Raw genomic sequence first — 13,766 nt, 5'->3', positions numbered from 1 at the left:
GGCAGAAGACGAAGGCTCAGCCTCGCCCGCGCTTGGCGCGCGTCGGCAGCACCTGGAACTCGAGCCAGTTGGCAAGCTCGCCGGTGCGCAGCGTCTTGTCGAGCACGTTCGACGACACGCCGTGCCGCCACGACAACCGCTTGCAGGCGGGATCGCGGTCGAGCACGTCGAGATCCTCGGCAAAGCTCGTCATGTCGCGCTCGTCGGCGAAGAAGCCTTCCGCGATCAGCCCCATGCCGATGCGGCGCACGATCGCTGCAAGCTCGCGCAGCGGATATTCGGGGTGATACTGCACCGCCCAGGCGGCCGAGCCGCCGGTCTTCAGTTCGATGCTCTGCACCGCCGACATCGCATTCGCGGCGAGTACCGTGGCGCCCGGAGCCAAAGTCTCGACCTCGTCGAGATGCACCGTCGGCGCGTTGAAGACATCGGCCTTGCCGGCATACATCGGATGCTTGCGGCCATGCTCGGTCAGGCGGATGCCGCGGCCGAAGCCGATCTCGCGGCCGTTCGGATTGCGCCGCACGCTGCCGCCCGCCGCCACGGTGATAACCTGCAGGCCCCAGCACGAGCCGAACAGCGGCGTGCCGCTGCCGAGCACGGCCCGCACCAGTTCGACCTGCCGCGTCACCTCCGGCCCACGGTCATAGACGTGCAGGCCGGAGCCGGTGATGGTGACGCCGTCATAGCCCTCCAGCGCCGCGCCCGAGGGCAGGGCGGCCGCCGGGTCGGCCGGAAAGCAGGCCTCGACCGTCGCCCCCGGCATCAGCTCGCGCAGCAGCTTGGCATAGCCTTGGCTCGCCACCGTGCCGCCGACGGCGACGTGCTCGGCCATGGTCCTGGGCGAGTTGCCTTCGATCACCAGAAGACGCGGGGAGGGCATGCAGACTGTTCCAGAAGCGGGGGCGGGGGCCCGCAAATCACGGGACGGATATGGCGTTGCTATGGCGATTCTGCAATTCGGCCTGATTTCCGGGGTTTTAATCGACGTTAACGGGCGTCCTCTATGGTCGCGCCCTCAACCGCCGCCGAAGTCCGCGGCCTGAAGGAAGCGGCGCTCAGTTCTCCCCATGGCCGACTTCGACATCGCCATCATCGGCGGCGGCATCAACGGCGCCGGCATCGCCCGCGACGCCGCCGGCCGCGGCCTCAAGGTGCTGCTGGTCGAGATGAACGACCTCGGCTCCGGCACCTCGTCCGCCTCCACCAAGCTCATCCACGGCGGCTTGCGCTATCTCGAGCACCGCGCCTTCCGGCTGGTGCGCGAGGCGCTCAACGAGCGCGAAGTGCTGCTGCGCATGGCGCCGCACGTCATCCGTCCGATGCGCTTCATGCTGCCGCCGTTGCCGGGCCTGCGCGCGCCGCTGACGCTGCGCCTCGGCCTGATGCTCTACGACTGGCTCGGCGCCCGCAGGCTGTTGCCGCCGGCGCGCACCATCGATCTCACGCACAACGTCGTCGGCCAGCCGCTGCAGCGCAGCTTCCGTTTCGGCTTCGAATATTCCGATTGCGCCGTCGACGACGCGCGCCTCGTCGTGCTCACCGCGCTCGATGCGCGCGAGCGCGGCGCCGACATCCGCACGCACACGAAAGTGGTGCGCACCGAGCGGCGCGAGGACTGGGAACTGGTGCTCAATAATCGAGGCCACCGGCAGGTCGCCACCGCGCGCGTGCTGGTCAACGCCGCCGGCCCGTGGATCGGCGAAGTGGCGGAAACCATCCTGCGCACGCCGCTGCCGAAGCCGGTGCGGCTGATCAAGGGCAGCCACATCGTCGTGCGCCGCCGCTTCGAGCACGACACCGGCTACATCCTGCAGGCGCCGGACAAGCGCGTCGTCTTCGCGCTGCCCTTCGCCGGCGACTTCACGATGATCGGCACCACCGACGAGAAATTCGTCGGCGACCTCAACGCACCGGCGCCGGACGCGCGCGAGATCCTCTATCTCTGCGACGTGATGAATCAGTATTTCCGCGATAAGGTCACGCCCGACGAACTGGTGTGGTCGTTCTCCGGCGTGCGCGCGCTGGTCGACGACGGCAGCGACCGGCCGGAAGACGTGACGCGCGACTACGAGCTGGTGCTCGAGGAGCCGTTCCGCGTCGCGCCGCTTTTGACCGTCTATGGCGGCAAGATCACCACCTATCGGCGGCTCGCCGAGGCGGCGATGACGAAGATCGGCACGTTCTTTTCGACGCGGCCGGCCTGGACCGCGGACTCGCATCTGCCCGGTGGCGATTTTCCGGCGCAGGACTTCTACGATCAGGTCGCCGGCACCATTGCCCGCTGGCCGTTCCTGTCGGAGCCACAGGCGCGCCGGCTCGTGCGCGCCTACGGCACGCGCGTCGAAATGATTCTTGGCGAGGCGCAATCGATCGACGATCTCGGGCCGCAGCTGACCGAGGACCTGACCGGCGCCGAGGTCCGCTATCTGGTCGAGCAGGAATGGGCGGAGACGGCTGAAGACGTGCTCTGGCGTCGCACCAAGCTCGGCCTCAAGGCGAGCCCGGACGAGCGCATCGCCATCAACCGGTTCATCGCCTCGCTGGGCGCGGCGGAAGCGCGGGCGGCGCGCTGAGTGCGCGGCTTATGGTTATCGAAGCCTTAAACGAACGACGCATTTTTCTGCGAAGCATTTTATTCCAAATCCAATCTTTTCTGGTCTACTCCGTTACTGCGTACCGCACCGGGGACGACGATGGAAAAGGATATCGCATCGCATTTTGCCAGCGCGCGAATTCTGCTGGTCGACGACGAGCAATACATGCGCAAGGTCGTGCGCACGATGTTGCTGGGCATGGGCGTGCGCCACATCAGCGAGGCGCATGACGGTCCAAGCGGACTGGAGATGATCCGCAATCAGGCGCCGGACGTCGTCATCCTCGACTGGGAGATGCCTGGCCTCAACGGCGCCAGCTTCATGCGCATGGTGCGTTCGCCCGAGACGTTTCCGCTGCCCGACGTGCCGGTGATCATGCTCACGGGACACGGCGAGAAGGCGCGCGTGGTCGAGGCCGTCTGCCTCGGCGTCAACGAATTCCTGCTCAAGCCGGTCTCGACGAAGGCGCTGCGCGACCGGCTTTCGGCGGTGCTGTGCAATCCGCGTCCTATGGTCAGCAGCGGCTCATATTACGGCCCGACGCCGCGCAAGCTGGCGTCGGCAATCTGGGCCGACTCGGACGAGGCCGTCACCAGCCTGGTGCTGCTGAACTAGGGCGGCGCCGGACGCCGCTCACTGCACCTGCGGAATCTTGGCGCGCTTGATCACGTCCGCCCATTTCGCGATCTCCGCCTTCACCATCGGCTCGATGTCCTTGAGCGGCGTATCCATCGGCACGCCGGCGTCCTGCTTGATGCGGTCCTGCACGGACTTGGTGGCGATCGCCTTGGCGACCTCCGCGTGCAGCTTCTCGATGATCGGCTGCGGCGTGTTCTTCGGCGCCCATAGCCCGAACCAGACGTAGTTCTGATAGCCCGGCACGCCGGCTTCGGCGACGGTCGGAACGTCGGGCAGGAGCGGCGAGCGCTTCGTGCCGGTGACGGCCAGCGCGCGCACGCTGCCGCCGCGGATATGCCCGAGGCCGCTCGACAGGTTGTCGAAGAACACCGGCGTGCGACCGGAGATCACGTCGGTATAGGCGGGCGCGGCGCCGCGATAGGGCACGTGCGTCATGTCGACGCCGGCCATCAGCTTGAACAGCTCGCCGGACAGATGCTGGCCGCTGCCATTGCCGGCCGAGGCGAAGTTGATCTGCCCGGGCTTTGCCTTGGCCAGCGCAATGAGATCCTTCACGGATTTGGCGGGGAAGTCCTTGCTCACCACGAGCACGAAGGGGAATTCCGCCATCATGCCGACCGGCGTGAAATCGCGGATCGGATCGTAGTTGAGATGTTTGAACAGGCTCGGATTGACCGCCATGTTGGCGGTGAGCCCGGCGAGCAGCGTATAGCCGTCGGGTTTTGCCCGCGCCGCCGTTTCGCTACCGACAACGGTGCCGGCGCCGGCGCGGTTTTCGATCACGACCGGTTGCTTGAGCTGCACCGACAGTTGCTGCCCGACGAGGCGGCTGATGATGTCGGTGCCGCCGCCCGGCGGTTGCGGCACGATGATCGTCACCGCGCGATTGGGAAAATCCTGCGCCGATGCGGCGCCGGCCGTGAGCGCTGCGGCCAGCCCGATGACGATAGCGTGCAGATGCCGTCGATTGATCATCAAGTCCTCCCCTGAATTCGTTCTGTGACCGGCCTTCGATGGCCTATCGTTTTTTGTCGGCCGGAGATTACAGTCGGGCCTTGGGGCTGTCTATCGAGCCAGTTCGAGGCCAAACCGGAGGTTGACGTGCCGCCCGCGCTCATCGCCATCGACCAGGGCACGACGTCCACGCGGGCCATCGCCTTCGACGCCGCGCTCACGCCGCTCGCCACCTGCCAGCGCGAGTTGCCGCAGATCTATCCGGCGCCCGGCGAAGTCGAGCACGATCCGGAAGCGATCTGGGCGGCGGTGCTGGAAACGGTGCGCGGCTGTATGGCCGAGGCCGGGCTCACGGCGAGGGATGTGGCGGCCATCGGCATCACCAACCAGCGCGAGACCACCGTGCTGTGGGATCGGGCGACCGGCAAGCCGATCCACAACGCCATCGTCTGGCAGGACCGGCGAACGGCCCCTCTGTGCGAACGGCTGCGCGCGCAAGGCTGCGAAGCGGCGGTGACGGCGAAGACCGGGCTGGTGCTCGATCCGTATTTCTCCGCCAGCAAGATCGCGTGGCTGATCGACACCGTAGAAGGCGCGCGCGACGCGGCCGAAGCGGGCCGTCTCGCCTTCGGCACCATCGACAGCTTCCTGCTCTGGCGCCTCACCGAGGGGCGCGTGCATGCGACCGACGCGACCAACGCTGCACGCACGCTGCTCTTCGACATCGGCAAGGGCGCCTGGGACGCAGAGCTGTGCAGGCTGTTCGGCGTGCCGATGGCGCTGCTGCCGGAGGTGCGCGACTGCTGCGGCAGGTTCGGCACCACCGGGCTGTTCGGCGGCGACATTGCCATCCGCGGCATCGCCGGCGACCAGCAGGCGGCGACCGTCGGCCACGGCTGCTTCAAGCCGGGCATGATCAAGTCGACCTACGGTACCGGTTGCTTCGCCGTGCTTAACACCGGCGGCGAACGCGTCGCCTCGAAGAGCCGCCTGCTCACCACCATCGCCTACCAGATCGACGGCAAGCGCACTTACGCGCTCGAGGGCGCGCTGTTCGTCGCCGGCGCCGCGGTGCAGTGGCTGCGCGACGGCCTCAAGATCATCGCCCATGCGGCCGAGGCGGGGGCCCTCGCCGCGCGCGCCGATCCGGCCGAGCAGGTCTATCTGGTGCCGGCCTTCGTCGGCCTCGGCGCGCCGTACTGGGACGCGCAGGCGCGCGGCGCCATCTTCGGCCTGACGCGTAAGTCCGGCGACGCCGAGATCGCGCGGGCGACTTTGGAATCGGTGGGCTACCAGACGCGAGATCTCCTCGACGCCATGCGCGCCGACTGCCTGGCGGCGTTCCGCGATGCGACGGTGCTGCGCGTCGACGGCGGCATGACCGGCAGCGACATCACGATGCAATTCCTCGCCGACATCCTCGCCGTGCCGGTGGAGCGGCCCAGGGTGATGGAGACGACGGCTTTGGGTGCGGCCTATCTCGCCGGCCGCGCCGCCGGCCTGTGCCCGGAGCCGGAGGTGTTCGCCGCGCAATGGACCTGCGATCGACGGTGGCAGCCGGCGATGCTGGCCGAGGTGCGCGAGCGCAAATATGCCGGCTGGAAGGACGCGGTGCGCCGCACATTGTCGGCGTGACGGCTGTTCACCGCGCCATTTCTCGTGTTGAGACGCGCGCCCACGCCCGCTAGCGTGCGGCGAGCGCTTGCGCGTGCGGGGGATTCAATGGGGGAAACGGGGGAGCCGCTGGTTCGTTTCGACGCCGTGTCGAAACGTTTCGGTACGCTGACCGCGGTCGACTGCCTGTCGCTCGATATCCGGCACGGCGAGTTCTTTGCGCTTCTCGGCCCTTCCGGCTGCGGCAAGACCACGCTGCTGCGTATGCTCGCCGGATTCGAGGCGCCGAGCGAAGGCCGCATCCTGCTCGACGGCGAGGACATCGGCGCGATGCCGCCGCACCGGCGGCCGGTCAACATGATGTTCCAGAACTACGCGTTGTTTCCGCATCTCAACGTCGAGCAGAACGTCGGTTTCGGTCTGCGCCAGGAGAAGGTGACGCGCGCCGAGATCGCCGAGCGCGTCGACGCGATGCTGGCGCTGGTGCGGCTGCAAGGTTACGGCCGCCGCCGCGTCGATCAGCTCTCCGGCGGGCAGAAGCAGCGCGTCGCGCTCGCCCGTGCGCTGATCAAGCAGCCGCGCGTGCTGCTGCTCGACGAGCCGCTGGCGGCGCTCGACAAGAAACTGCGCGCCGAAACGCAGTTCGAACTGATGGAATTGCAGCGCCGTCTCGGTACCAGCTTCGTCATCGTCACGCACGACCAGGAAGAGGCGATGATCGTCGCCGATCGTATCGCGGTGATGGATCGGGGCCGCCTGGCGCAGGTGGCGACGCCCGAGGAACTCTACGAGCGGCCGAACTCGCGTTGGGTCGCCGATTTCATCGGCGAGGTGTCGCTGCTCGAAGGCCGCTTCTCCGCCCCCGGCGTCTTCCAGAGCATGATCGGCCGCATCGAGGTGGCGGACAAAACGGCGGCGCTCGGCGAGACGGCGTGGCTGGCGCTGCGGCCGGAGAAGATCCGACTCGGCATGGAGCGTCCGGCGGACGCCGCCAATGCCGTCGCCGGCACCGTGTTCGAGACCGGCTATCGCGGCGACCGCTCGGTGCACAAGGTGCGCCTTGCCGACCGCTCGCTGATGAAGGTCGCGGTGCCCAATACTGCGGCTCGCGGCGAGCGCAACGTCGCCGCCGGGGACGTCGTCTGGCTGTCGTGGCCGGCCGATGCCGGCGTGGTGCTGACGCAATGAAAAGGCCAGCACCATTGCGGCGTCCCGGCGACAGCCGCCTCGTCGTGCTCATTCCCTATCTATGGCTGCTCGCGTTGTTTCTCGTACCCTTCGTCATCGTCCTGAAGATCAGCTTCTCGCAGACGGTGATGGCGCTGCCGCCATACCGGCCGGTGCTCGATCTCGCCGCCGGCTGGGCCGGCCTGAAGGATTTCGCCGCGCATCTAACGACCGACGCCTACGCCTTGCTCGGCTCCGACGACCTCTATCTGCGCTCCTATCTCAAGAGCCTCGAGGTCGCCGGCCTCTCTACGGCGCTGCTGCTCGCGATCGGCTACCCGATCGCCTACGGCATCGTGCGCAGCCCGCGCGCCTTGCAGCCGCTCCTCGTGATGCTGGTGGTGCTGCCGTTCTGGACGTCGTTCCTCATCCGCGTCTACGCCTGGATGAACATTCTGCAGCGCGACGGGCTGCTCAACGACGTGCTCATGCGGCTGCAGTTGATCGATGCACCGCGCGTCTGGCTGTCGACCGACACCGCCGTCTATATCGGCCTCGTCTATTCGTATCTGCCGTTCATGGTGCTGCCGCTCTACGCGGTGCTGGAGAAGCTCGATCCGGCGTTGCTCGAGGCGGCGGCCGATCTCGGCTGCACGCGCCTGCGTGCCTTCTGGCGCGTGACCTTTCCCTTGTCGCTGCCCGGCGTCGCCGCCGGCGCGCTGCTCTGCTTCATCCCGATCACCGGCGAGTTCGTCATTCCCGATCTGCTCGGCGGCTCGCGCACCTTGATGATCGGGCAGACCCTGTGGACTGAGTTCTTCTCCAACCGCGACTGGCCGGTCGCCTCGGCGATAGCCGTGGCGCTGCTCGCGCTGCTCCTGGTGCCGATCCTGTTCTACGAGCGGCTGCAGAAGCGCGCCATCGGGGAGACGCCGTGATGCGGCGCACCTCGGCCTTCAACGTCATCGCCGTGCTCGCCGGCCTTGCCTTCCTCTATCTGCCGATCGGCATCCTGGTGATCTATTCGTTCAATGCCTCGCGGCTGGTGACGGTGTGGGGCGGCTGGTCGCTCGCCTGGTATCGCGAATTGCTGCACGACGACGCCATGATCGCCGCGGCCTGGACCAGCCTGCGCATCGCGGCGCTGTCGTCGACCGCCGCGACCGTGCTCGGCACGCTCGCGGCCGTGGCGCTGACGCGCGCGGGGCGCTTTCGCGGACGGCTGCTGTTCTCGGGGATGGCCTACGCGCCGCTGGTCATGCCGGAGGTCATCACCGGCCTGTCATTGCTATTGCTGTTCGTCGCCATGAACATCGACCGCGGTTTCTGGACGGTCGCCGCCGCGCACACGACTTTGACCATGTGCTTCGTCACGGTGATCGTGCAGTCGCGCCTGATCGGCTTCGACCGTAGCCTGGAGGAGGCGGCGCTCGATCTAGGCTGTCCGCCGCTCAGAACCTTCATGACGATCACGCTGCCGCTGATCGGGCCTGCCGTCATTGCCGGCTGGATGCTGGCCTTCTCGCTGTCGCTCGACGACCTCGTCATCGCCAGCTTCACCACCGGGCCCGGTGCGACGACGCTGCCGATCCGCATCTATTCCGAGGTACGCCTCGGCGTGAAGCCGGAGATCAACGCCATCTGCACCATCATGATCACGGTGGTGGCGCTCGGCACCATTGCTTCGTCGGTGATCGCCAAGCGCGGCGCCAGCCGACGCGCGCGCGAGGGCCTCGGCATACAGATGTAAGTTAGGCTACTCGCCTTTGTTCGCCGGCGCGGGCTGATCGGCCGCGGGCGTGGCGTCGGCGCGCGGCGCGCCGGTCAGCCGCTCGATCGTCGAGCGGATTTTCTCGCGCGCCCGCTGGTCGCGGATGGCGTCGAGCAGCGGTGCGGCGGCGTCGGAGCGGCGCAACAGCGCCTCGGGATCGGGCAGCATGATCGGGTCGTCCCACGATCCCTGCACGATGAACGGCAGCGAGAACGGCGACGCGCCGGGCCGCGAGGCCGCGACCAGTGCCGCGGTGCCCTTGAGATCGAGTTCGCGCTGCGGGATCGAGGCGGAGCCGGCAAGCGCCAGATTCACGGCCGTGCCGGAAATGGCCATGGTCTGCACGCCGGCGAGGCCGTTGACGATCTTCAGATCGATCGCGATCTTGTCGAACGGCGTGCGGCCGGTACGAAATTCGCCTCCGCCCGACAGCGGGCGGCGTTCCAGACGGCGCAAAAGCTGTTCGATGTTGAGACCGGCCAGCGCGCCGTTCTGACCCTTGAGCGAGGCGGTGCCGTTGAGCGTGCGGGTCACGCCGAGCACGGTGTCGCCCTTGCCCTCGAGCGACAAAGCGATGTCGCCTTTGCCTTCAAGCCGGCGCAGGCCGAACAACTGGTCGAGACAGGATTCGAGGTCGACGTCGTTGAAGTTGAGTTGCGATTTGACGTCGATGCCGCCTTTGGCGTCGGCGAGCCGCATCGAGCCCTTGATCACGCCGCCATAGGCCTGAGCTTCGCCGACATTGACGACCAATTGGCCGTTGCGCAGCGTGACGCCGATGGCGGTGCGCCCGAACGTCGCATTCGACACGATCACCTTGCCGGCGGAGATGCGCAGGTCGAAGTCGCTGCCGGTGAGCCCGTCGAGCGCGATGCGCGTGTTATTCCATTGATGCTCGTTGGCCGTCAGCAACCGCGCCGTCGAGACGTAGGGCGTCAGGTCGAGCTTGTCGGACGCCAGCGTCCCTTGCAGCGAACTGCGTCCGTCGACGACATAGGTCAGCACGCCCTCGGCCGTGTTGCCGTCCAGATCGACGTTGACACCGGACAGGCCGATCGTGTCGCCAACGACGTTGGTCTGCGCCTTGATCGAGAAGTGTCCGAAGCCGCCGCCGGGCAACGGCGTCTGTCCGGCCCAGGCCATGACGTCGCGCAGCGATTTCGAGTCGGCGGCAATCGTGCCGTCGAGTTTCAGCGTCGGCTTGACGCCGATCGCGCCCTCGAAGGCGAGCTTGCCGGGCTTGCCGCTGAGCCGCAGCTTCAGCCCGGTGCGGTTGCCGGCCAGCGCGGCCGAGAAGTCGGCGAGCGTCATGCTCGCGTCGATCGGCTCGTCGTGCCAGACGAAGCGGCCGGTGGCGCCGAAGGTCTTCGAGATGGACGGCCAGGCGAGCGAGAAATTGACTCCGTCGAGCCGCTCGCTGGCGCCGCTCTGCGGGTCGCGCAAAGTCACGGTGCCGTCGTTGATCCGCATTTCCGAGAACGCGGTCGGCCGCGGCGCGCCGGGCTTCTGGCTCTTCGCCAGCGACGTGATCAGGCCGGCCCAATTCGAGCCGCCGTTCGGCTCCAGATCGATGGCGATCTGCGGCCGCTCCAGCGAGACGTCGGCGATCTCGACATGCCCGATGAGCAGCGGCAGGAAGCGCAGCCGTGCGACAAGGCGCTCGGCCGTGAGCGCCGGCGTCTTCGCATCGCCGAGGGCCACGTCATCGAAGCTGACGGTGCCGTTCGGGAAGAGCGACACCTCGACCGGCCCGCGCAGGACGGGGCGCAGCCCGGTGACGGCTTGGATTTCGTCGAGCGCCTGCTCGCGCACCGAATCCGAGGACACCAGGACGCCGCGTGCGGCCAGCAGGCCGCCGCCCGCCACCACTACGGCGAGCAGCGCAAATCCCAGGCGTTTCAAGCCGGCGGCGGGCGTCAATGGGGAGTTTCCGGTTGTGTCGGCGGCGCAGACCGGCGGACTATAGCATCGGTCCTGCTGGAACCAACCTTGCTGGGCCTCTGTGACCCTTTCAAGGCCGGCTCTGCGCGGTCATGCAGCGCTATTTTGCGAGAACCCGGGTCGCCGGAAAGGCGACTTCGACCAGCGTGCCGGCATCGACCTCGCTGGTGATCCGGAAGCGCGCATGATTGGCCTCGGCCAGCGCCTTGGTGATCGGCAGGCCGAGGCCCGTGCCGGTCGCGCCCCAGCGGGCCGAGGTCGATAGCTGCCGGAACGGCTCCAGCGCCGTCTGCAATTCCTTCTCGCTCATGCCGGCCCCGGTATCGCGCACGCGGAAGCTGACCTCGTGGTCCTCGTTTACGGCGGTCGATACGATGACCTGGCCGCCGGCGCCCGTGTACTTGATCGAGTTCGACAGGATGTTGAGCACGATCTGCCGCACTGAGCGCGCGTCCGCGACGATCGGCGGCAGCTGCGGATTGAGCGAGGTGCGGATGATGACGCGCTCGCGGTTCGCCTCCTGCTGCATCATGGCGACGCATTGCTGCACGATGTCGTTGAGATTGATGGTGACGAAGGTGAGGTCGAGCTTGCCGGCCTCGATCTTGGAAAGGTCGAGCAGGTCGTTGAGCAGCGAGATCAGGTGCTCGCCCGAGGTATGGATGTCCTTGAGGTACTGTCGATAGCGGTCGTTGCCGATGGCGCCGAAGCGTTCGTCAATCATCACTTCGGAAAAGCCGATGATGGCGTTGAGCGGCGTGCGGATCTCGTGGCTGATCTTGGCGAGGAATTCCGACTTCGCGGTCGAGGCCTTCTCCGCCTCCTGGCGCGCGTTGATGAGGTCTTCTTCCGTACGCTTCCAGGCGGTGATGTCACGCAGCACCGCGCAGTATTTCTCGCTGCCCTCAATGCGGCCGACGGTGATGAACAGCGGCGCGAGCCCGCCGCGGCTGACGCGGCCGAGCGCCTCGCGTCCGGCGTCGGGCAATTGCGTGCCGCTCTGCTGCGCGAGCCGTTCGAGCGCATTGAGCACCGGCTGGCGGCTCTCCGGCGCGAGCAACTCGGTGAGCGAACGTTCGGCCAGCTCACTTGGCTCGTAGCCGAACAGCGCGGCGGCGCTGCGGTTGGCCGAGAGCACGCGGCCGCCGCGATCGAGCACGAGCACACCGTCGGTCGCGGTGTCGAGGATGGCGCTGAGCTCGCTGTTCTCGCTCGCGAGCCGGTGGAGCGCGGCGGCGTCTGACGCCGCCCTGGCGGTGTCCTCGACGGGCGGGGCTTGCGTGTTGATCATCAGCACGAGCGCGTTCTCGTCGTGCCATGAGACGCCGAACAGCCGGCCCTCGACGGGCTTCTGGTCGCCGTTGACGGTAGAGATGGTGAGCGTGCGCACGCCGTTCTTCGTCTCGGCGGCGCTCTTGTCCTTGCTCTCGATGAACAGGCTGTCGAGGCCGCCGGCATTGGCGAGCGCGTCGAGCGTGTCGTAGCCGGTCCAGTCGAGGAAGGCGCGATTGGCGTAGAGCAGGTTGTTGAGCCGGTAGACGAGGATGCCGACCGGCAGCCGCTCGAGGATCGGACGGCCTTCGCTCGCTTCCCGGGCGGCGTTGTCGTTGCGCGCGACCCGCGCCGGCTCGGGCGGTGCGGGCGCGACAAACGGCTCCTCGACGCCTTCGCCGTCGCCGCTCCTTGCCGGCGGCTTCTTCAGCCGCTCGCTCAGTTCACGCGCCAACTCCTGAAACGCGCTGTGCTCGCCGGGGCTCAGCGCCGGCGGCTCTTCGGGCGCAGGCGCCGGCTGCAGCTTCGGCGCATCTGTCGGAGCGACGGGGGCCTGCGGCACGGGGAAAGGCAGAACCTTGCCATTCGTCTCGGGCTGCTGCGGCTGCTCCGGCGCTTTCGGCGCGGCGGCGCGCTGGCGCTGCAGGCGGTCGAGCTTGTCCATATCGCGGCAGATGCCGAAACCGCGGAAGCCGCCGAACTGGCGGTCGCGATCGAACACCGGCAGTGCGGACATTTCGATCGGCAGACGCTCGCTGGTGCCGTCAACCGGCCACTCGATGACGATGCCGCTCCAGGTGTCGCGCGCAGCCAGCGCCCGCGCCAGCCGGCCGTCGGTGTCGAGCTTGAGCGCGGCTGCGATCTCGTGCCACGGCCGGTCGAGCGCGGAGGCCGTCTGCGCCCCGAGCAGACGCGCGAATTCGGCGGTGCCGAGCGTGAAGCACAGGCTGGCATCCATCTGCCAGACGAAGCGGAAGGAGCCGCGCCGCGGCCGCGCTTCCATCGCGGCGGGATTGGGCACGATCGGCGGCGCCAGCGTGATCGTCTCGCGCAGGGGCGCCTCGGCCGGCCGCGATTGCGGTCCGGTGAAGGCGGCGAGCAGGGCGAAGGTCGCGCCGGCATCGAGCTTGAGCATCTCGACGTGCCCGACCGGTGTGTCGCCCTCGGCCGCGCCATGCAGGCTTGCCTCGCGCGCGATTGTCGCCGCGTCGAGCGTTACGAGATCGCGGCGGCCGTCGAGCCGGTCCCTCGCCGCGGTTTGCGCTTCGATCAATTCGCCGTCGGCTGTGAAGATCGCCGCGGCCGGCGCGATGTCGGCGAGCAGCCGCCGCGCGCGCTCGGGCAAAGCGAGCTCCTTGCCGGCGCGTTCGGTGGCGACGACCAGGATCGCGCTGCTGTTGTCGGCCAACGCGATGCGCGAGCACAGGCAGATCAGGGTGCCGCCGAGCGCGGCGCCGAAGCCGCGCAGCCGTTCGAGCCGCGGCGGGCCGCCCTGCGGCAAGCTCGCGGCGAGGCGTGAAATCTGCAGAGCCGCCGCATGTTGCGGTTCGAACGCGAGCGTGGCCACGGCTTGCGGCGACGGCGCATCGAAAATCGCCGCGGCAACGGGGTTCGCCCACAGGATCCGCGGGGCGTGTGCACTCCATAGCCAAACGGGCGTCGGACCCAGCGCGTGCGCTGCGAGCCGTCGATCGTTCAGCCAGCCGAACTGGAACCTGGGCTCACTCATCTCGCGCTGTCATACGGAATACGGCTAACAAAGCTTTAATACGGCTGCTTCCGCGGCAGGTCTATGCGGGCGGGCGCCGCGC

10 protein-coding genes are annotated in these 13,766 nt (G+C 67.9%); 6 read left to right on the top strand and 4 right to left on the bottom strand.

Annotation, left to right across the window (positions count from 1 at the left end):
* Nucleotides 1–16: 16 nt before the first annotated feature.
* Nucleotides 17–883, bottom strand: coding sequence for a type 1 glutamine amidotransferase (locus tag VGV41_RS12640; RefSeq protein WP_326864192.1), 867 nt, complete (start codon nt 881–883; stop codon nt 17–19).
* Nucleotides 884–1,070: 187 nt separating this feature from the next.
* On the opposite strand from VGV41_RS12640, the gene VGV41_RS12635 reads away from it, so the two are divergent.
* Complete coding sequence (locus tag VGV41_RS12635) at nt 1,071–2,576, top strand: glycerol-3-phosphate dehydrogenase (RefSeq protein WP_326864191.1); 1,506 nt, start codon at nt 1,071–1,073, stop codon at nt 2,574–2,576.
* 120 nt (nt 2,577–2,696) lie between these two features.
* On the top strand, nt 2,697–3,212 hold the full coding sequence (locus VGV41_RS12630) for a response regulator (RefSeq protein WP_326864190.1): 516 nt from the start codon (nt 2,697–2,699) through the stop codon (nt 3,210–3,212).
* Between the two features lie 18 nt (nt 3,213–3,230).
* Here the strand turns inward: VGV41_RS12630 and VGV41_RS12625 are convergent, their stop codons facing one another.
* Nucleotides 3,231–4,211: a tripartite tricarboxylate transporter substrate binding protein gene (locus VGV41_RS12625; protein WP_326864189.1), complete on the bottom strand. Its 981-nt coding sequence runs from the start codon at nt 4,209–4,211 to the stop codon at nt 3,231–3,233.
* Nucleotides 4,212–4,337: 126 nt separating this feature from the next.
* On the opposite strand from VGV41_RS12625, the gene glpK reads away from it, so the two are divergent.
* From glpK to VGV41_RS12605, 4 genes are all read left to right on the top strand, one after another.
* Nucleotides 4,338–5,825 (top strand): glycerol kinase GlpK, encoded by a 1,488-nt coding sequence (glpK, locus tag VGV41_RS12620; RefSeq protein ID WP_326864188.1) that lies wholly within the window; start codon nt 4,338–4,340, stop codon nt 5,823–5,825.
* 87 nt (nt 5,826–5,912) lie between these two features.
* Complete coding sequence (locus VGV41_RS12615; protein WP_326864187.1) at nt 5,913–6,992, top strand: ABC transporter ATP-binding protein; 1,080 nt, start codon at nt 5,913–5,915, stop codon at nt 6,990–6,992.
* Entirely contained in the window at nt 6,989–7,909 is a 921-nt protein-coding gene (locus tag VGV41_RS12610) for an ABC transporter permease (RefSeq protein WP_326864186.1), read from the top strand. Before VGV41_RS12615 ends, VGV41_RS12610 begins: the two co-directional genes overlap by 4 nt.
* On the top strand, nt 7,909–8,721 hold the full coding sequence (locus VGV41_RS12605; RefSeq protein ID WP_326864185.1) for an ABC transporter permease: 813 nt from the start codon (nt 7,909–7,911) through the stop codon (nt 8,719–8,721). Before VGV41_RS12610 ends, VGV41_RS12605 begins: the two co-directional genes overlap by 1 nt.
* Before the next feature lie 6 nt (nt 8,722–8,727).
* On the opposite strand, the gene VGV41_RS12600 is transcribed toward VGV41_RS12605, so the two are convergent.
* Both VGV41_RS12600 and VGV41_RS12595 read right to left on the bottom strand, forming a co-directional pair.
* Complete coding sequence (locus VGV41_RS12600; protein WP_326864184.1) at nt 8,728–10,662, bottom strand: AsmA family protein; 1,935 nt, start codon at nt 10,660–10,662, stop codon at nt 8,728–8,730.
* A gap of 121 nt (nt 10,663–10,783) precedes the next feature.
* Nucleotides 10,784–13,684, bottom strand: a complete 2,901-nt coding sequence (locus tag VGV41_RS12595) for a histidine kinase dimerization/phospho-acceptor domain-containing protein (protein ID WP_326864183.1) — start codon at nt 13,682–13,684, stop codon at nt 10,784–10,786.
* Nucleotides 13,685–13,766 lie beyond the last annotated feature (82 nt).

The sequence above is a fragment of the Pseudolabrys sp. genome (genome assembly GCF_035943735.1).
Lineage (GTDB): Bacteria > Pseudomonadota > Alphaproteobacteria > Rhizobiales > Xanthobacteraceae > Pseudolabrys.
The sequence above is the reverse complement of the archived record's forward strand: the minus strand, read 5'-3'. Positions and strand labels throughout refer to the sequence as shown.

Coding starts and splice junctions, on each gene's coding strand:
- VGV41_RS12605 (WP_326864185.1), top strand. CDS start 7,909: ATGCGGCGCACCTCGGCCTTCAACGTCATCGCCGTGCTCGCCGGCCTT.
- VGV41_RS12625 (WP_326864189.1), bottom strand. CDS start 4,211: ATGATCAATCGACGGCATCTGCACGCTATCGTCATCGGGCTGGCCGCA.
- VGV41_RS12630 (WP_326864190.1), top strand. CDS start 2,697: ATGGAAAAGGATATCGCATCGCATTTTGCCAGCGCGCGAATTCTGCTG.
- VGV41_RS12615 (WP_326864187.1), top strand. CDS start 5,913: ATGGGGGAAACGGGGGAGCCGCTGGTTCGTTTCGACGCCGTGTCGAAA.
- VGV41_RS12610 (WP_326864186.1), top strand. CDS start 6,989: ATGAAAAGGCCAGCACCATTGCGGCGTCCCGGCGACAGCCGCCTCGTC.
- VGV41_RS12640 (WP_326864192.1), bottom strand. CDS start 883: ATGCCCTCCCCGCGTCTTCTGGTGATCGAAGGCAACTCGCCCAGGACC.
- VGV41_RS12635 (WP_326864191.1), top strand. CDS start 1,071: ATGGCCGACTTCGACATCGCCATCATCGGCGGCGGCATCAACGGCGCC.
- VGV41_RS12595 (WP_326864183.1), bottom strand. CDS start 13,684: ATGAGTGAGCCCAGGTTCCAGTTCGGCTGGCTGAACGATCGACGGCTC.